Source organism: Dyadobacter sp. CY356 (assembly GCF_021440195.1).
Classification (GTDB): Bacteria; Bacteroidota; Bacteroidia; order Cytophagales; family Spirosomataceae; genus Dyadobacter.
The window spans coordinates 152,861-177,164 of the sequence record NZ_JAJTSZ010000003.1 but is presented as its reverse complement, the minus strand read 5'-3'; the positions used below and the strand labels follow the sequence as shown (position 1 = coordinate 177,164).

The window sequence follows — 24,304 nt, the reverse complement described above, 5'->3', positions numbered from 1 at the left end:
GTTATTATAATTAGTCTAAATAAATACCGCTATGAGAAAGAAATTTTTATTATTCGCATTTTTACTTAATTCGCTCTTGATTTAAAGCTGCCAGAAAGATGAAATCAGCCAGCAACAGCCCAAACCCAATCCTTTATTAAGCAGTATCCAATGGGATTATTACAACCATACCAAAGATTTTCCATTTAATAAGGAATATTTAAATAACCCAATGTGGGATAGTACTAAAATTTTGAAAACTGGCGACAGCACATTACTAGAAGTGCCAATTCGGAATTCTGATATTTTTCTAAAAACAACAATGAAAGTAAGCACAATTAATGGTGTGAACAGATTTAAGGTCAAAATTCTAAATATCGCCCCTCCATACAGCACATTTATTCCGCTAGTAAAATACATAGAGTTCCCCTCTCATTCAGTTCAATCTAATGCCAAAGAAATGGCTATAATGGGAGGAGCACCACACGACTGCGGATCATGTCATAATTTTGCCTGGTGGGATACTTTTAATGAGGTAACAATAACTGGTTCCAAGCCGGTAGAAGCTGACGCGCCTACCACTCCTAATTATTCAGGTGGAATTGGTACAATCTCTAACAAAAGTATATTTATTGACAATAAATTAACAAATCCATGCCTGGCAAATGTACTTAGTAAGATGCGCTCCGCTCGTTTTGATAATGCGGTACAGACCATACTTAGCAACTTTGATAAATCACAAAATCTCGGTTTTAAGATTCAAGACTTTTACCTTTCACAAGATCCCGCAGAAAATGCAACAACAGATAACACTAGCAAAACCATAACTTTAAATAGTTTTGCCTTGGCAAATGCTTCGAAGGAGTTTATTGCAAAAACAATCTATCATGAAATACTTCACATATATCTAAATACCACAGAAGAAAGTGATCATATTAAAATGGCAAACAACTATGTTAATCCGATTGCAAATGCCCTAATGTCTCAATTTCCAAATTTGGGCGCAGCAAACGCAGAAGCCTTGGCTTGGTCCGGTTTATACAACACCAAAGCTTGGGATAAATTACCCGGAGAAAAACAAAAATCAATACGTGATATTAACGAGAGATTTAAAAATTTAAACAATAAATACAATCATCAATATGGCATACCATGTTAATAAAATCATTCTCTTAATTCTCTTGGCTAGTTGTTTTCAAGAATTATATGCTCAAAAGAAGAGTTGGCGTCCAGAGTTTAAATCAGGAAAAATCCATCCTTTCAGAGGAACCGAAATTAATTTACCTGATTACTTATCCGATGGCGTCGCTCATATAATTTCGGATAATGACTGTAAAATATATCAAAGCCACTTTTTCTTTCGGGTAAATTATTTGGGGAAAGTAGATAGTGTAAGTTACAATAACAGCACTTTTCATGATGAAATGGCTAAAAAAATTATTGCTAATATTAGAAAAACAGAAGGGCACTGGATAATTCCCAAACATACAAAGCAAAAAGATTTTTGCTGGTTTGTATATCCTTTCGTTGATGTCGGAATAAATTCCGATTGTGACGTAAAAGAAGAAATTTTAAAGTCGCACTTGCTCCAAATTTTATATCTAATGTCCAGCTTGAAGTCTATAACACAAACTACTGATGAAAGTTATTTTATCATTGCACCCACTTTACGTGGAAGTCCTTTTGAACGTGAATAAATAAAAATCTTACGTTATTATAAGAAAGAGGCTCAACCAGAAAATTTCCAGTTGGGCCTCTTTCTTAAACATAATTTACAATCAACCCTGCGCCCGAAACTCTTTAATCAACTTAATACTCTCAGCCACTTTCTGCTCAATCCATCCATAATTTCCTTCGCTGATCACATTTTTTGGAAAAAGATTTGAACCCATCCCTACACCATAAGCACCGGCACCAAACCATTCATCGATACTTTCTTTTGTTGGCGCAACACCGCCGGTCACCACAATTTTCACATGCGGCATCGGGCCTTTTACTGCCTTTACAAATGCAGAACCATAAACTTCACCAGGAAATAATTTAACCACTTCTGCTCCGCCTTTCAACGCGTGGAATATTTCGGTTAATGTGGCAATTCCAGGGATCCATGGAATATTTGCTTTCAAACAAACTTGCCCGACTTCCGGATTTGTAAACGGAGCCACGACGAAATCTGCACCGGCATCAATATATTTCTGCGCTGTTTCAGCGTCATAAACGGTACCGATTCCCAAGGCTAATCCCGGAAGGTTTTCAAGGCTGTAAGCGATCAGTTCCACGAAAACTTCGTAAGCATTTACACCGCGGTTTGTAAATTCAAATGCGCGGGCTCCTCCATTATAACTGGCCGTTAACACTGCTTTTGCTACCGCAATATCTGCATGGTAAAAAAGTGGCAGTAAGCCGGTTTCGTTCATCAAAATGATGGTGGTATCTTTATCTATTGTTGCCATAAGGTTATTTCAAATTTTGATATCCATGTTATTACGGGGCGTTGCACCTTTGATTTCCAGATTTGCCTATTCGATTGCTACCGCGCGGCGGACCGCAACTATTACGGTGCTCCGCACCTTTGTTTCAGATATAGCTTATCTGGTTTTATAAATATTTTGGTACTCTGCACCTTTATTAGAGAGCAACCTCTTGTTTTATTAATTATTTTGGCACGCTGCACCTTAATAACCTACCTTCTAATTCTTCCCGAAGTTTCTCCCTGACGAATTGCCTCAACTTCTGCAACCGTTGAGATCAATGCATCTCCCTCAATAGTATGTTTCAAAGCAGAAGCAGCAACGCCAAATTCCAATGCTTTTTGTTCATCATTGAAAGAAATTAATCCATGGATCAATCCCGCGATAAACGCATCTCCTCCTCCTACTCTGTCCACAATTGGATTGATATCAATATCTGCTGTTTCAAGCACCGATTCACCATTCCACAAATAGGCTCGCAGTAAATTATGTGTCGCGCTGATGGAAGTTCTTTTTGTATCAATAACGCGGCTCACTTGTGGAAAAGCTGCTTTCAGATTAACACAGGATTCAACAAAATCTTTCCCTTCAATACCAAATATTTCGCTGATATTTTCCCGGTTTGCGATGACAATATCTGTTCCGGCAGTAAGCGCAGGAAGTACATCCGAAGGTTTTTTACCATATTTCCACAAATTCGAGCGGTAAAAAATATCACCTGAAACGGTAATCCCTTTTCTTCTTGCAGCCTCGATTCCAGCCAGACATGCATCCGCAGCACCCTGGGAAAGTGCAGGTGTAATTCCAGCCCAGTGAAACCAATCCGCATCTTTCAATATTTCATCCCAGTTTAATTCACTTGGATCAATTGTGGCTAATGAAGAATTTGCACGGTCGTAGACAATCTGGCTTGCTCTTAACGCTGCTCCGGTTTCCAGAAAATAAACGGCCATTCTCGGACCGCCATAAATAATATTGGAAATATCAACACCATGAAAATGAAGAAATTGCGCAGCCGAGCGTCCGATTGGAGAATCCGGGAAACGCGTCACGTGCGCCGTATGATGGCCCCAATATGCAAGTGCAGAAGCTACGTTTGCTTCACCGCCTGCGTAGGTAACATCCAATTGTCTTGCTTGTTCAAAACGGGAAAAGCCGGGGGTTGACAGGCGCATTAAAACTTCCCCGAAGGTTACTATTTTAGACATAAATACTTTTCAATTTTAATCAGAAATGGTTAGGTCAGCATTACTTTAATGCCGGAATAGGATATAAATAACTGTCCGCTAAGTTATACCAAAAGCCGGCCGATTTCCAAAATCAGACCGGCTTTCTGCAAGAAGGTTTTGAAAACGATTACCTACCTTCAAAAACCAAAGTAATTTTTGGCATTGTTATAAGAAATATCCTGAACCAGTTTTCCAAGCCAGGGAAGATCTTTTGGCAACTCACCGTTTTCCACATCATTACCAATCAGGTTACAAAGTATTCTGCGGAAATATTCATGACGCGGATAGGATAAGAAACTTCTCGAATCGGTCAGCATCCCTACGAAACGGCTTAAAAGTCCGATATTTGAAAGTGCGTTCATCTGCTTTTCCATGCCATCTTTTTGATCCAGAAACCACCAGCCTGAGCCGAATTGCATTTTACCCGGTACCGTTCCGTCATTGAAATTCCCGGTCATAGTTGCCAGCACTTCATTATCCCCCGGATTGAGATTATACAAAACCGTTTTGGCCAATTGATCTGTCGAATCAAGTTTGTTTAAAAACCTGGATAATGCCTGCGCCTGGCTATAATCGCCGATGGAATCCCAGCCAGTATCCGGCCCAAGCGTACTCAGCATCCGGGAATTATTATTTCTTAATGCACCTAAATGAAACTGTTGCGCCCAGTCTTTGCTGTGATCCATTTTGGCTAGGCCATATAACAAAACAGATTTGAAGGCCGTACGCAACTCAGCGGAACTCGTTTTTCCTGATAATGTTTCCGCAAGTGCCATACGCGCCGCTGTTTCGTCAAAAGATGCATATATATGTTCCAGACCGTGATCGGACAATCGTCCGCCCATTTCAGCAAAAAAATCGTGGCGGTTTTTTAGTGCAGCCAGTAAATCTTCGTAAGTACTGCCATTAGAAACACCGGCTACTTCGAATAATTTATTCAGATATTCTTGAAATTCAGCCGGAGAATCTATTAGTAACATCGCTTTATCCGGACGGAAAGTCGGTAAAACTTTTATGTCAAAATTGCTGTCAGCGATGATCTGATGATGTTCCAGAGAATCTGTCGGGTCGTCTGTTGTGCAAATCACCTTCACATTCATACGGCGCAAAAGACTTCGGACACTAAAATCTTTTTGCTTCAATTTTGCAGAACATTCGTCGTAAATTTCCCTTGCAGTATCTTTATTAAGCAGAATATCAATATCAAAATATCTCAGCAATTCCAGGTGCGTCCAGTGATACAGCGGATTTCGCATGGTGTAAGGAACAGTAGCTGCCCATTGCTCAAACTTTTCCCAATCGCTGGCATTTCCGGTGCAGTATTTTTCGTTAATGCCATTTGCCCGCATAGCGCGCCATTTGTAATGATCACCATAAAGCCAGATCTGCGTCAGGTTTTCAAACTGTTTGTCCTGTGCGATCTGATCCGGAGGTAAGTGGCAATGGTAATCAATGATCGGCATTTCCTTTGCATAATCATGATACAATATGCGTGCAGTTTCTGAACGTAAGAGAAAATCTTCGTCAATAAACGTTTTCTGGGCGGTCGTATTTGTGGCTATCATTGCTACATTTTTTACTTCGGCTGTCAGCAATCAGCTGTCAGACTATTTTTGAATATTTTCTATCAAACTTCTTTCGATTCCCATTTCCAGACCACGCAATTCTGCCAAACCACGCAATCTGCCAATGGCCGTATAACCAGGGTTTACGCGTTTTGTTGCCGTTAGATCATCCAGCATTCTATGCCCGTGATCGGGACGGAATGGCATTCTCAAATCTTTTCTATTCTCAGAAATCCTTCTTTTTTGTTCCAGAATCAAAGCGTGCATCACAGCGTACATATCCACATCTCCATTCAGGTGGTCCGCCTCATAAAAACTTCCATCCGGCTCCCGGCTTGTAGCGCGCAAGTGGATAAAATTAATTTTATCTCCCAAACGGTTCACCATTCCTGAAAGGTCATTATCCGCCCTGACACCATAAGAACCGGTACAAAAACATAGTCCGTTTGCCGTATTGTCGTATGCTGCCAGTAATAAATTGGCATCGTTTTCCGTGCTGACAACTCTTGGAAGGCCTAAAATCGGATAAGGAGGATCGTCCGGGTGAATGGCCAGATTAATTCCCGACGCTTCCGCAACGGGAGCAATGGCCTGAATAAACTGATACAGGTGTGTCCGCAGTTCCAGGTCGCCAACATTTTTATAGGTACTTAAAACCTTACGAAATTCTTCTATGGTAAAACTTTCCTCAGAGCCTGGTAAACCGGCAATAATATTTCGGGTCAGTTTGTTAACATCGTCTCCGCTGGCTTTCTCCAGCCACTGTAATGCAGCCGTTTTTTGTGTTTCACTATATTGATCTTCCGCATCTTCTCTTCTTAATATATAAAGATCGAAAGCAGCAAACTGCGTCGCGTCAAATCTCAAACCCGTTGAACCATCGTGCATTGGCGCGTCCAGATCGGTTCTGGTCCAATCCAGGATCGGCATAAAATTGTAGCAGACCGTATCAATTCCGCATTTTCCCAAATTGATAAGTGACTGCTGATAGTTCAGAATATACTTTTCAAAATCTCCGGTCCGGGTTTTGATTGCTTCATGAACCGGAATACTTTCCACTACAGACCATGTCAGACCGGCTGCTTCAATAATTCCTTTACGATTTAGGATTTCATCTACTTCCCAAACAACACCGTTTGGTATATGATGTAAAGCAGATACGATTCCCGTGGCTCCTGCCTGACGGATATCCTGTAATGAAACAGGGTCGTTTGGGCCAAACCAGCGCCAAGTTTGTTCTAATGACATATTTTGATAGCTATTGGCTTTTAGCGATGAGCTTTTAGCCTATGGCAATTTGAGGTTTTATTAATTTTATACCAAAATGTTTTTAGCTTTTAGCTGATAGCTATCAGGCTACCAACTTATGCTCCGGCACTCTTTCACGCAAAACTTTCAATGCCCGGCTCATTTGGGTTTCTACTGTTTTAACTGATATTTTTAAACGATCAGCAATGTCACGGTAGCGCAGACCTTCCTCACGGCTTAACCTGAAAATGACTTGACACTGGCGTGGCAGATCCTGAATACAACCTTCCACGCGTTCGTAGAATTCATTAAAGGCCATTTCTTCGATCGGTGTGTAATGATCAGCGTGCGTCAGGTTCCATTGCACATTATCCAGGGATTCCCGCTCGTGCTGACGGTGAATTTTTAATTTCAAATAATCCAGCGCCTGATTTCTGACTGCCCTATAAATATAAGCCTGAAAAGAAGTATGCACTTCAATCTGTTCCCGGTTCTTCCATAGTTTTACGAAAACATCCGAAACCACTTCCTCTGCAATTTCTCTTGTTACCACAACCCGCATCGCATAATTACAAAGGGAGCGATAGTGATGCGTAAACAATTCACGAAAAGCTAAATAATCTCCATTGGCGACTACCTTACCAAACAGGTTTTCCAGAAGACTTTTCTGCGAATAAACAGCTGGTAATACATTAGTAAACGATTTCGTTTCCATCAACATTGGGAGTAGGTGAATATAGAAAAATTCTCAGATTATGAACGCACCATTCAGTGCAACTACCTCTATTATTCGTCTAGTTTAATGATTGGTTCGTTGATATACAAAAATAAATCTTGAAAAAAATCAATATATTTACGCAACCGTTCCCGAAACCGTTCCCGGAAAACCATTTTTCCCGGAACAGTGAAAAATAGTTTGAATTTTGCTCCAATTCTGTCTCTGGTGCATTTCAAAGATTAAATATTATAATTGCATTATTCTGATATCCTCTTCTATATGAGAAAAGCGTCCATTACCATTAAGGAAATAGCAAGACAGTTAAATGTTTCAAAATCAACGGTTTCGAGAGCACTGCGCGATAGTCCGGAAATTAGCGAAGAGACAAAGAAGAGGGTTATTGCACTGGCGGAATCACTTAATTATTCTCCAAATCCCATTGCATTAAGTTTATTGAAAAACCGGACGCAAACGCTGGGTATCATTGTTCCTGATATTGCCAATGCGTTTTTCTCAACGGCAATCGGCGGTGTTGAAGATATTGCTTATAGCCGTGGCTACCATACGATGATTTATCAAAGCCATGAATCTTATGAACGGGAACTTGCGGACACAAAACACATTGCGACAAGGCGTGTAGACGGGCTCATCGTTTCAATATCCAGTCAGACAGAGAATCATGATCATTTTGTAGCCTTACAGGAACAGGGAATTCCCGTCGTATTTTTTGACAGGGTAAGCGAAACCATGCCAAGTCACAAAGTTCGGGTGGATGATTACAAAGGTGCTTATGAAGCTACGGAACATTTGATCAGCCGTGGTTGTAAAAAAATTGCTCATATAGCGGGTCCCGCGAATCTGTCCATCAGCCGTAACCGATTAAAGGGTTATCAGGATGCCCTGGTCAATAATGGATTGGAGTTGCATGACGAATGGGTGGTGAGCAGTGAATATAATCAGGCCGGCGGAACGGAACGCGCCTATCAACTAATGGCTTTGAGAAACCGTCCGGATGCAATTTTTGCAGCAAGCGACCGGATTGCGTTCGGCGTTCACTGGGCTTTGCGCCAGTTAGGTTACCGGATGCCGGATGATGTTGCCATAGTCGGCTTTTCTGACCTTGCCATTTCTTCTTTGCTGGATCCTCCGCTTAGTTCTGTTGCGCAACCGTCATTTGAAATGGGACAACTTGCAGCTACATTATTATTAGACCTTATTGAAAGCAAAAGCACCCCGGTCGCTTTCGAAACCAGGGTGCTTACTTCCAATCTTATAATCAGAAAATCGTCTATGAAAGAATTAGTTGGTGATTGATTTCAACTTTCTTTCGAACTCAGACAAAATTCTTTCTTTCATTGCAACTTTACGCTTCTGGATATTGATACGTCCCTGTGCCTGTTTGTCTTGCTCAGGATCGCCGGTAGCTGTTCTGTCAAACTCGATGACAGCGAATTCAAGGTCGCTTTTTTCGCGTTTTGCAAGCCACTCCAATTCTCTGAGTTTCGTACGAAGCTGTTCTTCCTCACTTTTCATTTCGAAAGCAGGATATTTACGGCTGATTACACGGGCCAGATAACTAAGCTCAAAAATCTTGTCGCAAACAGAACGGAAACGCTCAGCCAATTCCTTATCAGCAAGTTTGAAAGGAATTTTAATTTCTTTCCATTTGCTCAACAAAACCTTTGCTTCCTGTGATGCTTCAACGATATCTTTTTGTCTCAACAAAGTTTCAGCGCGCGCTAACAATGCCTGTTGTTCAGCAATTCTTGGGTCAACACGTACCTTTGGCTCAATACCTTTGGCAAGATTATACTTGTCGTAGAATAATTTAAGGAAATGGCGGTAAGCCTTATTCACCTTAAAGAATCTTTTTGGAGGAACTTCTCCCACATTGTTCCATGCCACCCGAACTTCGCGTGCCTTATTATAGGCATCGTCAAGGTCGCGGGAATAACTAAGTGTTTTAGTGATCTTGATCAGACGCTCGTATTCATCGATACGCTCCTGATTAATTTTATTTTGTTCGTCAAAATAATCGCGGCGTCTCTGGAAGAAACTATCAAGAATTTCCTGGAAAGTAACTTCTACTTCATCCTGAAATTCTTTTTCAACCGGGCCGGTCCTAATCCACTTAGCTTTAATTTCCTGAATCTGATCCGTTGCTGCTGCATAATCTTCAATAGCAGCCGCCACTTTTACATCTTCAATCAGTGCGCGTTTGATTTCAAGGTTTTTTAACTGATTAATTTCAATTAAACCCCGCAAATACTCTTCCTTTTCCTGAAGTCTTTCCAACAGAGGGACGAAATCTCCCAATGCGTCAAAACTTATCAGTTTCCGTTGCAACTGTATAAGTTTTGTCAAGTAAGAACCTTTGTTCAGCGCCTCGTCAATTTCAGTTTCCAGTTGTTCTACCTTGTTAAGTACGATAGAAAAACGGTTTTTGAAATAATCGATAGCTTCTTGTTCCGTCCTTTTTACTTCTCCAATTTGCCGGTCTGGGTACTCTAAATACCCTTTTAAAAATACTTTGCTGTCTTTAACATAGCCGTATTCATCATTCAATGTGGCATTTTCCATTCTTTCAAGTTTTTTATCTGCTAAGTGTAGGGATAATAACGATATTTGCTTTGCACAAATTAACTAAAAAATGAGTAACGAAACCATTATTTTCTCAATGTCGGGAGTTAACAAAATCATTCCCCCCAACCGACATATCATAAAAAATATTTATTTATCCTTTTTTTATGGAGCTAAAATTGGTGTACTAGGGTTAAATGGCTCTGGTAAATCTACACTTTTACGCGTCATAGCAGGTATAGATAAAGACATTCAGGGAGACGTTGTGTTTTCTCCCGGCTACTCTGTTGGCATGCTGGAACAGGAACCAAAACTTGATCCGACCAAAACCGTTCGCGAAGTTGTGGAAGAAGGTGTACAGGAAATTGTAAATCTTTTGAAAGAATACGACCAGATCAACGAAGCTTTCGGCGAGGAAGATGCTGATTTTGATAAATTACTAGAAAGACAAGGTACGGTTCAGGAAAAACTGGACGCGACCGACGCCTGGAATCTCGACAACCGTCTGGAAGTTGCGATGGATGCTTTGCGCTGTCCCCCTTCCGATACGCTGGTTGGTACTTTATCCGGCGGAGAAAAACGCCGGGTAGCCTTGTGCCGTCTTTTACTTCGTCAGCCCGATGTATTATTACTTGATGAACCAACCAACCATTTGGATGCGGAGTCAGTACTTTGGCTTGAAGAACATTTAAGGCAATATAAAGGAACTGTAATCGCAGTGACCCACGACAGGTACTTCCTGGATAATGTAGCAGGCTGGATCCTTGAACTTGACCGTGGTGAAGGAATTCCATGGAAAGGTAATTATACTTCCTGGCTGGAACAAAAACAGGAGCGTCTGAAAAAAGAAGAAAAGACAGAATCCAAGCGCCAAAAAACACTTGCACGCGAACTGGAATGGGTACGTATGGGCACCAAGGGTCGCCAGGCTAAATCCAAGGCGCGTTTAGGAGCATATGAAAGATTATTGGGTGAAGAAGGAAGAGAAAAAGAAGAAAAACTGGAAATCTTTATCCCGGCGGGCCCACGATTGGGTAGTAAAGTAATTGAGGCGCATGACGTTTCAATGGGTTTTGGTGATCGTTTGTTATACGAAAACCTGAATTTTGCTTTGCCTCCAAATGGTATTGTTGGAATTATTGGTCCAAACGGTGCTGGAAAAACTACGCTGTTCAAACTTATCACCGGCGAACTGAAACCATTACATGGCCATTTTGATGTTGGAGAAACGGTTCAACTGGCTTACGTTGATCAGGAACACGATAATCTGGATGCCAATAAAACGGTTTATCAAAGTATTGCGGACGGAAACGACTGGATCATGATGGCGGGAAAACAATCCAACGCACGTGCATATGTGAGCCGTTTCAATTTTGGTGGCGGAGATCAGGAGAAAAAAGTTGGAACACTATCAGGTGGAGAGCGAAATCGTGTCCATTTGGCTATGACATTGAAGGAAGGTGGAAATCTTCTATTACTCGATGAACCTACTAATGACCTGGATATCAACACACTTCGTGCATTGGAAGAAGGTCTGGAAAATTTTGCAGGCTGCGCCGTAATCATCTCCCACGACCGGTGGTTCCTGGATAGAGTGGCCACACATATCCTGGCTTTTGAAGGCGATTCTCAGGTTTACTGGTTTGAAGGTAACTTCTCGGAATATGAAGAAAACAGGAAAAAAAGATTAGGTACCGAAGCGACACCAACGCGTATTAAATATAAGAAACTGGTGTAGTCAGTTACAACTTAAACAGGATTGAAAAGACGGTCACTAAAAAGTGAACCGTCTTTTTTTCTGACACAAACTTCTACATCAAAAAACATCTCATAGTAATAATTTCAGTTTAAGTTTTTACCGTTCACTAAATTTTTTCTATTTTTTTTCAAATTCATAAAAAAATTTATTCTTATATAAATTTTATATTTTACGGTACTTTATAAATAATTTTGGCCAAAATCGTACCTTTTCAGGCCAAAATCAATATCGACTGATCGAAACATATTACTGATACGTATAGTATACAACTACATTGATAGTATAAATTCTACGATTATGTAGTATGTTTAAAAGCGGAAATGTCAAATCCACTTACAATACGGTCGATTATATGTGCGGAAACAACTACCTTACATCTCTTCTTTGCTTAGCTCAAACAGTAAGGAAAATCAAGTCAGGTTTTATCATTATTTTTATTTTCTGTGTGTATAGTCCAAAGCTTTCGGCCCAGCCCGAAATCATTTTGAATACAACAGGTTATGGATTTAATAAGGATGAGGCGAACGGAATCAACAGCGAGCAATGGGATTATATCAAAAGATTTGTCAACCTTACCTACAATGGTCAGGATGCGAGCATTTCTGCTGTCCGTTTGCACATTGAATGGAACCAATATGAGCCTACACCTGGAAATTATCAACGCGATAAAATAAAGGCAGCGGTAAAAGCAATTACCGAGTTAAAGCCGGGGATGAAATTTGCGCTCCACTTTCCTTACCAGCGCCCGGGCTATTGGAATGATTCCTACTTTGGAAGTGCAGACATTGCGCAGACTAAATATGGAGCACTTGTACGGTCAGAAATTGCATATTCCTGCCCGTCTATTTTTTCAGATTATGCCCAAAGCCGGTTTAACGCTTTTGTGGATGATGTGTTAACCCAGATCAAGGATTATTATCCAAAACTATTATATGTTCAAATGGGCAACAGCCCTGCTGAGGAATTTGCTATTCCTTTTAACAGCGGAAGTTCAGGGCCTGATCCCGGATTTTTTGAACAAAAGGCTTTGGAATCATGGAGAACCAAGTTTTTGCCTCTTCGTTTTCCAAATCAAACCACAGCGACATGGGGAAGTCAAAAAGTAAATATCAGCACAGCTCCACAGCCTACCGACGGAAATTACAACTCTGAAATGGGAAGAGATTTGCATCGTTTTGCTGGCTGGGGACTTATGAGAAAATTTCAGGGTTTTTACAAAACGGTAAAGAGCCACAGCCAATCAATAAAAGTCCTTTATTTTATTTCTGATTTTGGTACGCCGCAGGGAAATGTATCGTTTCTTCATAACAGCACCCTGCCTTTGGCCCTGGAACTGGCGGATGGTATCTATACATCAGACGGAACAACACAATATGATCTTCAGAAAAAGATACTTGCACTTGACGTTTTAAAAGGTACGAATCCTAATAAAATAGCGGCAATTGAATTTGATCCGGAAGATTTAGGCGAACAAGCTGGCGGTGGCGGTCCGGGAATTAATTGGAACATCCCCTACGAATGGATGCCGAGAGGTTATAAACATGGTGCAGACTATATCCATTTAGCCATGCACTACACGGAGACGGTGATGAATCAGCTGGCTCCAACGCTTGCAATCATTAAATCTCAATATGTTGGTAAAAATTATAAAGCACCAGCTCGTGAGGCGGCGGTTCCTGTAAATATTTTCCCAAACGTATTTACCGATAGATATTTATTTCAGCAATGGAACGATACAGGAGGAGGAAACTGGTCAGCCACAGATAATCGTCCAAAGTCATTTAAAATGACTGATGACGGATATTGGGATAATCTTTGGGACAGTACTGATCTTCTCCCATGTACTTTCACAATTCAGGCCGCAACTTCCGACGACAAACCTGCGGCAGGGAAAACAACGACACTATCTGTAAATTGTGCCGGTGGAGAATGCGGAGACGTAAAATATACCTGGAACGGCGAGGGCGCTGTTAACAAAACCGGAGCGTCCATAGCGATACAGGCGCCATCTGCAAGTGGAAGTTATGTATACACAGTAAAAACCAACCGGGATGGGTGCAGCGCTAAGGTAGCAACAACTTCTTTGGCTGTTGGAGATCCGTTGCCCGTTACTTTGACTAGTTTTACAGCTAAAAAATCAGAAAAAACAGCTTTGTTGAATTGGACAACAACCATGGAAACAAATAGTGACCGGTTTGATATTGAGCATAGTACCGAAGGAAAAAACTGGGAAGTTTTAGGAAATGTAAAATCAAATGGCGAGACGAATCAAACGCTTTCCAAATATTCCTTTACTGATGCCCAACCTGTAAATGGCGAAAATCTATACCGGTTAAAAATGATTGATAATGATGGTTCTTTTGCATATAGCCGCATTGAGAGCGTAATATTCGAAACAGGGAATCTGGCAGTAGTTTATCCAAATCCGGCTGTAAATAAGTTAACAATTACGGCTGATGACTGGAGTAAAATTGACAAAGTACAGATTCTGAATCTTTCCGGATCAGTTATTTATGAGTCTGACAATAAAGCAGGACCTGAAATTAATGTGAGCGGATTGACACCAGGTGCTTATGTGCTCAGACTTGTGCACACAAGCGGTTCACAGGAAACACAAAAATTTGTAAAGAGAGGTTAATTTTTCAAAATATAATTCCGTGAAGCGGCTGTCTAAAAATAGATAGCCGCTTTTTTCTGTTAAGGTTTAACTATTTTTACCAGGCGCATTTCATCGGTCATTTGCCCAAAGATCAATTCTTAGTAACTTCGCTTCGAATCAGCCATTACGATAATAAATAATGAGTCAAAATACTTCGTCCAGAAAAATACATTTTATCTCCATAGGCGGGAGCGTCATGCACAATCTCGCCATCGCATTACATCAAAAGGGCTATATTATTACAGGGTCTGATGATGAAATATATGAACCTTCGGTTAGTCGCCTGGCAAAACATAATCTTTTACCAGCAGAAACGGGCTGGTTTCCTGAGAAAATTACTCCCGATCTTGAATCTGTTATTTTGGGGATGCATGCCAGAGAGGATAATCCTGAGTTGAAAAAAGCGCAGGAACTGGGTATCAGGGTTTATTCTTATCCGGAATATATTTTTGAACAAAGTGTTGACAAGCAGCGTGTGGTTATAGCAGGAAGTCATGGAAAAACAACCATTACTTCGATGATTCTGCATGTGCTGAACTTTAACAAACGTGTTTTCAATTATCTGGTCGGAGCACAGATAGAGGGTTTTGAAAATATGGTCAAACTTTCTGATGATGCGCCAGTTATTGTTATTGAAGGAGACGAATATTTCACATCACCTCTGGACAAAACGCCTAAGTTTATGCATTACCAGCCGCATATGGTACTCATCAGCGGTATTGCCTGGGATCATTACAATGTTTTTCCAACCTGGGAATCTTATGTAAAACAATTTGAAGTCCTTGCTGATTCTATTCCAAAGGCCGGTGCGATCGTTTTTGACCAAACTGATGATATGCTGGATGTGATCGGACAGAAAGAGCGCCCGGATGTAGTCAGTATTCCTTACGAAGCACATCCTTATAAAATTGAAAATGGCAATACTTTCCTGACAACGACTGATCAGGGCGATATTCCTCTTTTGGTATTTGGTGAACACAATATGAAGAATATCAGTGGCGCCAAAGCAATTTGTGAAAGACTTGGCCTTACTGACGAGGCATTTTATACAGCCATACAGTCTTTCAAAGGTGCTTCCAAACGCATGGAACTGCTGGGAAGTAATGAAAACGTAAACATTTACAGGGATTTTGCTCATGCTCCATCAAAAGTGGAAGCTACCACAGCCGCTGTAAAAGCGCAGTTTCCTGATCGGAAATTGATTGCATGCGCAGAGCTGCACACTTTCAGCAGCCTCAACAAAACATTCCTGAAACAATATCGCAGAAAATTGAATGCGGCTGATATTGCAATCGTTTATTACAATCCATTAACGGTAGAACATAAGAGACTGGAACCGATATCAGAAACGGATATCAGAGAGGCATTCAAACGTGAAGATCTGAATGTTTTCACGGACAGTAAAAAACTAGCTGATTTCCTGAAAGCACAGGATTGGGAAAATACCAATTTACTGTTGATGAGCTCCGGAACTTTTGGAGAACTGGATTTTAAAGAGCTGACTGAAAAAATTATTAAATAAAAATCGCCGTTTTTTAAATATCATGCAATGCAATCCATCGTAGTATACTGCGGTTCAAATTTTGGCACAAAAGCTATTTACAGTGAAATGGCCTATGAACTTGGCCGGGAACTGGCAAAGAAAAATATAAAATTGATTTATGGTGGCGGAAATATGGGGCTGATGGGCCGCGTATCAGACGGCGCTATGGAAAATGACGGGTCTGCAACAGGAATCATACCAAATTTCCTGGCACAGCTGGAAGTGGCAAATAAAACGTTGACCGAACTTCATTTTGTTGAAACCATGCATGAGCGTAAAGCCAAAATGGTTTCGTTGTCTGATGGTGTAATTGCTTTACCAGGCGGATTTGGCACATTGGATGAATTGTTTGAAATACTGACCTGGTCGCAACTGAAGATATTTAAAGGCCCGATCGGACTTTTAAATATTAATGGTTTTTACGATCATTTGCTGGCCCATTTGGACAAGACAGTAGAAGAAGGATTTTTACATATTGAAAACCGGGAATTACTTTTGGTGGCTGATAACGCCTCCGAACTTCTTGAAAAGATGGAAACTTTTCATCAGCATTAGAAAGAAATAAGCGGCCAGAAATATCGTTGTATTCCAAAACGGGAAACTGAAATTTCGTTTTTATTTATTCAAAACACACCATATCCTCCAACAAAAATGCGTGTTCTTCTGCTTTTAATATTTTCCGCGCTGATTATTTCTCCGGTTTGGGCACAGCTTGAAAATCTTGGTAAAACGGTTAATACTGAATTTAACGAAATTGCTCCGATCATTTCTCCGGATGGAAAAACAATCTATTTTTCAAGAATCAGTCATCCTCAAAATACAAATGGCACAAAAGGCAGCCAGGATATCTGGTTTTCTGAATTAAAAAATGATAAATGGACGCCCGCCCGCAGGTTGCCATCTCCTTTAAATAAGGAAGAATACAATAGTCTTTACAGTATCACGCCTGACGGCAATACGCTTTTAATCAAAGGCGCATACAAAGCCGGTGTTTATGAAACCCGTGGATTTTCATTAAGTAAAAAAACCGCCAAAGGCTGGTCTGTTCCTAATAAAATTGATATCCCGAATTATTCCAAAATAAGCAAAGGCCAGTTTGATTGCGGTTATTTGTCGACTGACGGAAAGTCGCTGGTAATGTCTTTCAGTGAAAAAAAGAACAGTAAAGTAGATGATCTGTATGTCAGTTTTAAACAAAAAAACGGTACATGGACAAAGCCGATGAATCTGGGCCCGGAAATAAATACAGAAGATTTTACTGAAACCACGCCATTTCTTGCTCCTGACGGGGTGACACTCTATTTTTCGAGTGATAGAAAAGGAAGTCAGGGAAGCAACGATATTTATTACAGCAAACGGATTGACAAATCCTGGAAAAGATGGAGCCGGCCGGTAAATCTGGGTGCTGCTATTAATACAGACGGTTACGATGCGTATTATACCATTTCCGCCGCAGGAGATTATGCTTATATGATTTCTTTCAAAAATACAGAAGGAAAAGGTGATGTGGTAAGATATAATTTACAGCCGAAACCTGTTCCGGGTGACACTGCCACGACGCAGCCAAACATACCAACATCAGATCCGGTGGTGATGATCAGCGGTAAAGTAATTGATTCAAAAACAGGCAAACCAATAGAAGCGACAATAATTTATGAAACTTTACCGGATGGCGAAGAAGCGGGAACAGCTACTACGAATCCATTGACAGGTGAATATAAAATCGTACTTCCTTATGGTCAAAAATATAGTATGCGTGCCGTCGCACCCAACTTTATTGCAGAGGGAGAAAGCGTTGATTTGACAGATTCCACAACCACAGGTAAAGGGAAAAACTATAAAGAAATTTCAAACAAATCTTTAAAGCTGATACCCATTGAAGAAGGACAAATTGTTCGTCTGAACAATATTTTCTTTGCATTTGGTAAGGCAACATTAAATTCAGAATCATTCCCGGAACTGGACCGTATTGCAATTACGATGAACGAAAATAAAAAATTGTTTATTGAAATTGGCGGACATACCGATAACGTCGGAGGCAATGAAGCCAACCTCAAACTTTCACAAGACCGCGCTGATGCCGTGCGTGAACATTTGATCAGCAAAGGTATTGAGCCGGACCGCGTGGCAAGCAAAGGATATGGTGAGACGATGCCGGTTGCCAAAAACGACACCCCGGAAGGCCAGCAAACTAACCGTCGTGTGGAGTTTAAGATCTTGAAGAAATAAATTTCTCAGTCCATTTTCATTTTAAGGTTATGCAAAATATCGAATTTCAAATATTGATATCAGGCACCTTGGATGAGTACAAAAACTTTATCAAAGAGAAGGATTTGCAATCTTACTTTGATAAATTAAAGGACAGCGAAATTTCTGTTGATACTTTCAGCTTTTACACATCAGTAGCCGCTGTTTTTTCTTCCAAAATTGAAGGTGAAAATATTGAGCTGGATTCTTACGTGAAGCACAAAAGATTCGGGATAGAATTTTTACCCGATTATACACGTAAAATAGACGACTTGTATAACACATATCAGTTTGCCAAAGAGTCCTTACTAACTGAAAAAAATATTCTTCTGGCTCATAAAAATCTTACAAAAAATCTTTTGCCTGAAAATCGCCAGGGACAGGTCAGGACTGGAAATATGTATGTAACCACCTCTGACGGGAAAATAGAGTATGTTGCTGCGAGTCCTTTTGTAGGTAAAGAAGAACTATCCAAATTTTACATGGATATGGATTTATTGTTAAAAACTGATCTCTCAATAACTGAAATATTTTATTTCGCATCTATGCTTCATTTGGTATTTGCAAAAATCCACCTTTTCGATGACGGTAACGGGAGAACTTCAAGGCTAATTGAAAAATGGTTTCTTGCTACGAAACTTGGTCCCAAAGCATGGTTTCTGCAATCGGAGAAAAATTATTATATACAGCATCAAACATATTATAATCACATTCGCCGGCTTGGCATTGAATATGATCAACTGAACTATGAAAAGGCCCTTCCCTTCTTGTTGATGTTGCCACAGTCTTTAAATACAATGAACTAACATTTTTTTAATCCCTCCTACCCGATTTTAACTGTACATTTGAGGAATAATTAATCCTTATGACTTCGAGAAAATCTCCGGCGATCGGCTTTATATTTGTTACACTTCTGATTGATGTAATTGGCCTTGGTATTATCATTCCGGTCATGCCAAAACTTATCAGCGAACTCGTGGGCGGCAGTTTAAGCGATGCGGCTCGTTATGGAGGCTGGATACTTTTTTCCTATTCCTTTGTACAATTCATCTGCGCTCCGATTGTTGGAGGCCTAAGTGATCAGTTTGGTCGACGTCCGATTCTGCTGGCTTCCCTGCTCGGTTTTGCACTGGATTATATGTTTCTGGCTTATGCGCCAAGTATCGGATGGTTATTTGTAGGCCGGATCATCGCGGGAATCATGGGTGCAAGTTTTACAACCGGCGCCGCTTACATAGCAGATGTCAGTTCTCCTGAAAAACGCGCTCAGAACTTCGGACTTATTGGTGCAGCTTTTGGATTAGGTTTTATTATAGGCCCGGTTTTGGGTGGTTTATTAGGTCAATATGGATCGCGGGTTCCTTTTTTAGCAGCGGGTGGACTTTCTTTGGTCAACTGGATTTATGGATTTTTTATCCTGCCTGAATCTTTAAAACCAGAAAATCGCCGGAAGTTTAGCTGGGATCGTGCCAATCCGGCCGGTGCACTAAAAAATCTGCAACGCTACCCGGTCATTTCCGGACTCATTGTTTCCCTGGCCTTATTGTATATCGCCAATCATGCGATACAGAGCAACTGGTCGTACTATACCATGGAAAAATTCCACTGGGACGCAAAAATTATTGGTTATTCCTTAGGCGCAATGGGACTGCTCGGCGCGATTGTTCAGGGAGGGCTCATCAGATTGATTATTCCTAAAATCGGCCAAAAGAAGGGTGTCTATATTGGTTTATTTCTTTATTCCGTAGGCTTTGTTTTATTCGCTTTTGCAGCCGAAACCTGGATGGTATTTGTATTTATGATTCCATATATTTTAGGAGGAATTGCCGGACCGTCGTTACAGGGACTTATTTCAACGCAGGTACCTGCCAATGAACAGGGAGAGTTACAGGGCGCCATGACCAGTTTAATGAGCCTGACCTCTATCATTGGCCCTCCGCTCATGAGCAATCTTTTTTACTTTTTCACAAAGCCTACCGCTCCGTTTTATTTTCCGGGCGCGCCTATGCTTACCGCAGCTGTACTGACTTTGATCAGTGCTTTTTTAGCAAGGAAAAGTTTAAACAAGAATTTTTAATAGGTATTGAAGAAACTCAACGAAAGCAACAAAAGGAAAACAGCAACCCACAGCACATCGACAAAATGCCAGTAACGGGTTATCAATTTAAGTTTTAAGCGATTAGGAGGATTGACGCTGTAAACGAAGGAATCCACATAAGTCCTGTTTTTTAAAGCCTTTTTAAACATGATCCCCAGATAAATTACCCCAATCAGGATATGGATCAAATGTAGTCCTGTGAGTATGTAAATAAATCCAAAAGAGGTGTTGTTCTGATTACCAAAACTTCTGCTTTCAATAATTTCCATCCAGCCACCGCCCTGCAATAACATAAAGGTGATTCCCAGTGTAAGTGTTGCTGCAAGAAAAATCCTGTAATGCAGAAAACGCTCCTGAACAAAGGCCAGGTTAGCCTCATGTAAAGTAATACTGCTGAAAAGAATAACCAGAGTGCTCAGCCAGAACATATCAGGCAACGCTACAAAATGCCAGTTCGCGCCTTCTGCACGAAGAATATATTCAAGAAAAATTATCCCAAACAATAAGGAACTACCAAAAACCCCAAGCCAGAGCATGAACCCGAAAGGCTCCCTCCGCTTTGTAAATGGATTTTCTTTGTCTTTAGTAGATTGTTTAGGACTCATTATTTCAATCTCTTTATCAAAATAGGTTAATTGGACGGGAATATAAGTTTTTATAACGACAATTTTTGTAGTATAGATACAACAAAATCAGAATAATTATTTAAGATAGCCCTGCCATACTTTATACTCATTAAATTTATAAGATAAGTCCGTTTCCTCTTCAAAAATACCAAACAAAGTCGATCCGGAGCCGCTCATTGCTGCATATTTTGCCCCTTCGTGATACAACCTTTCTTTTATTTCTTTTAGAACCGGATATTTTGGAAATAAGGATATTTCAAAATCGTTTTTAACAACTTCTTTCCAACTTTCCATTGGCATTTTTAGCATGTCACGAAGATCGTTTTCTGATTTTAACGGCCGAATTCCAGCATAAGCCTCGGCCGTAGAAATGTGCAGTTCAGGATTAACCAGTACAATCCATTTACCTTCCAGTTTTAGACTGATTTCCTCAAAGCGGTCACCTTTTTTAAAACAGTACAACGGTTTATTTTCTATAAAAAAGGCACAATCACTTCCTAATCTACGTGCATAATCCAGTTGTTTTTCCAAAGAAATTCCTAATCCGAATAATTCGTTCAAAGCCTTTATTGTGAATGCGGCATCCGAAGAGCCACCGCCCAGGCCTGCACCAATGGGCACAGCTTTCAGCAAATGAATACTCACCGGTCCAAGTGCATAATCCGCCGCCAGCATGTCATACGCTTTTGTACAAAGATTTGTTGCCGGATCTCCCGGAATATTTATACCATCCGATTGAAATGAAAAACTTTCAGCAGGAAGTATTTCCAATGCGTCAGACCAGCCAACCGGATAAAAACAGGACTCAATATTATGAAATCCGTCCTGCCTTTTTTCAACAATATTAAGTCCGATATTAATTTTCGCGTTTGGAAAGACAACCATGAATGATGAAAAGTATGTTAGCAAACGACAAATATCAGCAGTAATTCTTGAAGTGGTATGGAAGGCTTGAAATAAGTGTTCAAATTTATTTACTTACCTTTTCATCTTCTCATCAAACATAGGAACAATTGGAAAACACGATCAAAAAAATTCGTCAGCTCGGTCTGAATGAGGATTTGCTATCGGATTTTGTTCTTCGCCTTGAAAAAGCAGAATATCCGAAAGGACATTTGCTGATCAAGTCAGAAAAGATTGAACGATCTGTTTATTTCATAGAAAAGGGAATTGCCCGCGCTTATTGTGATCAGGAAGACAAAGAGGTAACGTTTTGGTTTGGAGCAGAATCAGATATTTTACTATCCTACAATAGTTTTTTTCTTGGTAAGCCGGGATATGAAACCATTGAATTACTCGAAGATTCGGTGCTTTATAAAATCTCAAACGAGGTTTTGCAAAATCTTTACAATACCAATTTAGACATGGCCAACTGGGGAAGAAAACTTGTGGAAGCTGAATTGATAAAAACAGAAGAAAGATTTATTTCCCGGCAATTTAAAACGGCGGCATCGCGCTATGAAGATTTCATAAGTTCCTACCCTGCCATACTTCAAAGAGTTCAACTTGGACATATTGCTTCGTATCTCGGGATAAGTCAGGTTACGCTAAGCCGCATTCGGGCAGATATCAGGTAATTTCATTTTTTAACATTTGTAAAATTTGCATTGGAAAAACTGTCGGAACTTTGCCGGCATAGTTCTTAGTGTTTTGCTTTTACAAATTCTGACTTATGTATTGGATCATCTTAATCATTGCCGGCCTTTTTGAAGTAGGTTTTACAACTTGTCTAAAACATTCTGACAATTTCACGAATCTAAAATGGAGCGCAGGCTTTCTGGTTTGTATCACATGCAGTTTCCTTCTTTTAAATAAAGCAATACAAAGCATACCCCTTGGTACCGCTTACGCTGTCTGGACCGGAATTGGAGCAGTTGGAACTGTGATTATCGGAATTGTTTTTTACAAAGATCCGGCCGATTTCTGGCGAATATTTTTCATCACCTTACTGATCGGCTCAATCGTTGGAATAAAAATGGTCTCGAAATCATAATTCCGGGACCATTTTTTAAAACTCAATAAATTTTAATCATCACTCTCCCCATCTCCACTCCTGCCCGATCACAAGCTCTTGTTTCAATCCCTGGGAAATCAGGTAATCTCTTGTTTTTGTATCAGAAAGTTTTTTGCCCGGCAGTTTATCCGCATTTGAGAGCGCATATAAACACATGGACGCAATGCGCACCGTATTTTCAAGCTGAGTTTTGTTAACAAGTTTGAAATCATCACAGTCCGCGTGATAACATTGAATCACTTCCGGAGCCAGCGTACCTGAAAGTCCCGCAACCGGAATACCTTCCAACATAAATGGCTGATGATCACTATGCAAACCGGCCCTGTTGGCTTGTTCGTTTTTATAACCTGCATCGACAGTATGAATTGCTTCGCCAACACCTTTGAAGAAATCTGTCATTTCATCTTTTCCAAAAGCATTGATCCCTTTTGGATCATTGGTCATGTCAAGGTTCATCATATAACCGACTTTGTCAACCGCTCCGGTACGTTTTAATTCACTTACGAAATGCTTGGAACCTAATAATCCCTGCTCTTCACCCATGAATAAAACAAATTGGATTGTACGTTCCGGTTTGATTTTCAAAGCCTTGAAAGCACGCGCAATATCCATCACAGCGAAAGAACCGATACCATTATCTATGGCACCAGTCGCCAGATCCCACGAATCAAGGTGACCGCCGATGATAACTTTTTCGTCCGATTTGCCTTTTAATGTTGCAATTACATTTCTCGCCTTAATTTGTTTTGAAATGTTGTGCATATCAATATGCGCTTGCAGCGGTCCTTCATCTTTCAGCCATCCACGAATTTCTTTTCCACTATCATTTGAAACACAAACAGCCGGAATCGAAATGATAGCACCGGTAACCGAAGCTGTGCCTGTCAGCAAAATTTTGCCGGGAGCCTGGTTTACCATGATGATCCCATCTGCACCATATTTAATCGCAAGAGCTGTTTTTTCAGAACGGTGCAAATTCTTTTTGCCTGTCACGCCCACGACACCAATATTGGCCAAAACAATTTTGCCCTTAATCTTATCTTTAAGTGCTTCAAAATCTTCTTCCAAACCATTGCCAACATCCACAATGTCCCCTTTCAGATTTGACTGTACAGGTGAATGCGCAAGCGAAACCACTGGCACATCCCGGAAATTATCACTGCTTCCCGGAACAATACTTAGCGTTACAGTATCGCGCATCCATGCTTCCACTTCGAAAGGCTGGTATACTACATCTGTAAAACCATAACTTTTTAACAATTTGTAAGCATATTCTTCGGCTTTCTCCCCATTCGCACTACCTGTCAGCCTATGGCCGATGGTCTGCGTGGCACTGCCCAAAGTTTCGTACGCTTTACTGTTTTTCCTTACCTCGGTGTCAAGACGTGTAAAATTTTTTTCCCATTTTTTGTCATCTGAATTAAATCCGGTGGTTAAAAAGAATAATCCGCCGGCTACCGCAACCAATATTAATTTTTTCATAATTTCCTTAAAAAGGACGATGTAGATTTACGAAACCTAAGTTAGCAAAGAATTTGAATTTTATTATCCACGACAAATATCTAAAA

21 protein-coding genes are annotated in these 24,304 nt (G+C 40.5%); 12 read left to right on the top strand and 9 right to left on the bottom strand.

Features of this window, described 5'->3' with window-relative positions:
• The first annotated feature begins 211 nt into the window (after positions 1-211).
• Positions 212-1,138, top strand: coding sequence for a hypothetical protein (locus tag LXL81_RS12595; RefSeq protein WP_234647145.1), 927 nt, complete (start codon positions 212-214; stop codon positions 1,136-1,138).
• Positions 1,122-1,676 (top strand): hypothetical protein, encoded by a 555-nt coding sequence (locus tag LXL81_RS12590; RefSeq protein WP_234647144.1) that lies wholly within the window; start codon positions 1,122-1,124, stop codon positions 1,674-1,676. Before LXL81_RS12595 ends, LXL81_RS12590 begins: the two co-directional genes overlap by 17 nt.
• 81 nt (positions 1,677-1,757) lie before the next feature.
• Here LXL81_RS12590 and LXL81_RS12585 read toward each other — a convergent pair whose 3' ends face one another.
• From LXL81_RS12585 to LXL81_RS12565, 5 genes are all read right to left on the bottom strand, one after another.
• Positions 1,758-2,432, bottom strand: coding sequence for a bifunctional 4-hydroxy-2-oxoglutarate aldolase/2-dehydro-3-deoxy-phosphogluconate aldolase (locus tag LXL81_RS12585; protein WP_234647143.1), 675 nt, complete (start codon positions 2,430-2,432; stop codon positions 1,758-1,760).
• Between the two features lie 230 nt (positions 2,433-2,662).
• Positions 2,663-3,658 carry a sugar kinase gene (locus LXL81_RS12580; RefSeq protein WP_234647142.1) on the bottom strand — a complete coding sequence of 332 codons (996 nt, stop codon included), beginning with the start codon at positions 3,656-3,658 and terminating at the stop codon, positions 2,663-2,665.
• Positions 3,659-3,816: 158 nt separating this feature from the next.
• Entirely contained in the window at positions 3,817-5,244 is a 1,428-nt protein-coding gene (gene uxaC / locus LXL81_RS12575) for a glucuronate isomerase (RefSeq protein ID WP_234647141.1), read from the bottom strand.
• Positions 5,245-5,286: 42 nt separating this feature from the next.
• On the bottom strand, positions 5,287-6,492 hold the full coding sequence (gene uxuA, locus LXL81_RS12570; protein WP_234647140.1) for a mannonate dehydratase: 1,206 nt from the start codon (positions 6,490-6,492) through the stop codon (positions 5,287-5,289).
• A gap of 103 nt (positions 6,493-6,595) precedes the next feature.
• On the bottom strand, positions 6,596-7,207 hold the full coding sequence (locus tag LXL81_RS12565) for an RNA polymerase sigma-70 factor (protein WP_234647139.1): 612 nt from the start codon (positions 7,205-7,207) through the stop codon (positions 6,596-6,598).
• Between the two features lie 255 nt (positions 7,208-7,462).
• On the opposite strand from LXL81_RS12565, the gene LXL81_RS12560 reads away from it, so the two are divergent.
• Positions 7,463-8,524: a LacI family DNA-binding transcriptional regulator gene (locus LXL81_RS12560; RefSeq protein WP_255713704.1), complete on the top strand. Its 1,062-nt coding sequence runs from the start codon at positions 7,463-7,465 to the stop codon at positions 8,522-8,524.
• Here the strand turns inward: LXL81_RS12560 and LXL81_RS12555 are convergent.
• On the bottom strand, positions 8,510-9,790 hold the full coding sequence (locus tag LXL81_RS12555) for a DUF349 domain-containing protein (RefSeq protein ID WP_234647137.1): 1,281 nt from the start codon (positions 9,788-9,790) through the stop codon (positions 8,510-8,512). The genes LXL81_RS12560 and LXL81_RS12555 overlap by 15 nt on opposite strands.
• Positions 9,791-9,860: 70 nt before the next feature.
• On the opposite strand from LXL81_RS12555, the gene ettA reads away from it, so the two are divergent.
• The 7 genes from ettA (at position 9,861) to LXL81_RS12520 (ending at position 20,075) form a co-directional block, all read left to right on the top strand.
• On the top strand, positions 9,861-11,528 hold the full coding sequence (gene ettA / locus LXL81_RS12550) for an energy-dependent translational throttle protein EttA (protein ID WP_234647136.1): 1,668 nt from the start codon (positions 9,861-9,863) through the stop codon (positions 11,526-11,528).
• A gap of 466 nt (positions 11,529-11,994) precedes the next feature.
• The gene (locus LXL81_RS29150) at positions 11,995-14,187 is read left to right on the top strand and encodes a T9SS type A sorting domain-containing protein (RefSeq protein ID WP_234647135.1); all 2,193 of its coding nucleotides are present in this window, start codon (positions 11,995-11,997) and stop codon (positions 14,185-14,187) included.
• A 160-nt stretch (positions 14,188-14,347) separates the two neighbouring features.
• Positions 14,348-15,730, top strand: coding sequence for a UDP-N-acetylmuramate--L-alanine ligase (gene murC / locus LXL81_RS12540; protein ID WP_234647134.1), 1,383 nt, complete (start codon positions 14,348-14,350; stop codon positions 15,728-15,730).
• Between the two features lie 27 nt (positions 15,731-15,757).
• Complete coding sequence (locus LXL81_RS12535; RefSeq protein WP_234647133.1) at positions 15,758-16,306, top strand: TIGR00730 family Rossman fold protein; 549 nt, start codon at positions 15,758-15,760, stop codon at positions 16,304-16,306.
• Positions 16,307-16,402: 96 nt separating this feature from the next.
• Complete coding sequence (locus LXL81_RS12530) at positions 16,403-17,980, top strand: OmpA family protein (protein ID WP_234647132.1); 1,578 nt, start codon at positions 16,403-16,405, stop codon at positions 17,978-17,980.
• 29 nt (positions 17,981-18,009) lie between these two features.
• Entirely contained in the window at positions 18,010-18,804 is a 795-nt protein-coding gene (locus LXL81_RS12525) for a Fic family protein (RefSeq protein WP_234647131.1), read from the top strand.
• Between the two features lie 59 nt (positions 18,805-18,863).
• The gene (locus LXL81_RS12520) at positions 18,864-20,075 is read left to right on the top strand and encodes a TCR/Tet family MFS transporter (protein WP_234647130.1); all 1,212 of its coding nucleotides are present in this window, start codon (positions 18,864-18,866) and stop codon (positions 20,073-20,075) included.
• On the opposite strand, the gene LXL81_RS12515 is transcribed toward LXL81_RS12520, so the two are convergent.
• The gene (locus tag LXL81_RS12515) at positions 20,072-20,701 is read right to left on the bottom strand and encodes a cytochrome c oxidase subunit 3 (RefSeq protein WP_234647129.1); all 630 of its coding nucleotides are present in this window, start codon (positions 20,699-20,701) and stop codon (positions 20,072-20,074) included. The genes LXL81_RS12520 and LXL81_RS12515 overlap by 4 nt on opposite strands.
• A gap of 96 nt (positions 20,702-20,797) precedes the next feature.
• Positions 20,798-21,607: a 4-(cytidine 5'-diphospho)-2-C-methyl-D-erythritol kinase gene (gene ispE, locus LXL81_RS12510; protein WP_234647128.1), complete on the bottom strand. Its 810-nt coding sequence runs from the start codon at positions 21,605-21,607 to the stop codon at positions 20,798-20,800.
• A 128-nt stretch (positions 21,608-21,735) separates the two neighbouring features.
• Between ispE and LXL81_RS12505 the strand changes: the two genes are divergently transcribed.
• Both LXL81_RS12505 and LXL81_RS12500 read left to right on the top strand, forming a co-directional pair.
• The gene (locus tag LXL81_RS12505; RefSeq protein WP_234647127.1) at positions 21,736-22,299 is read left to right on the top strand and encodes a Crp/Fnr family transcriptional regulator; all 564 of its coding nucleotides are present in this window, start codon (positions 21,736-21,738) and stop codon (positions 22,297-22,299) included.
• Between the two features lie 95 nt (positions 22,300-22,394).
• Positions 22,395-22,715, top strand: coding sequence for a multidrug efflux SMR transporter (locus LXL81_RS12500; protein WP_234647126.1), 321 nt, complete (start codon positions 22,395-22,397; stop codon positions 22,713-22,715).
• Positions 22,716-22,754: 39 nt separating this feature from the next.
• On the opposite strand, the gene LXL81_RS12495 is transcribed toward LXL81_RS12500, so the two are convergent.
• Positions 22,755-24,218 carry a M20/M25/M40 family metallo-hydrolase gene (locus LXL81_RS12495; RefSeq protein WP_234647125.1) on the bottom strand — a complete coding sequence of 488 codons (1,464 nt, stop codon included), beginning with the start codon at positions 24,216-24,218 and terminating at the stop codon, positions 22,755-22,757.
• Positions 24,219-24,304: the final 86 nt, after the last annotated feature.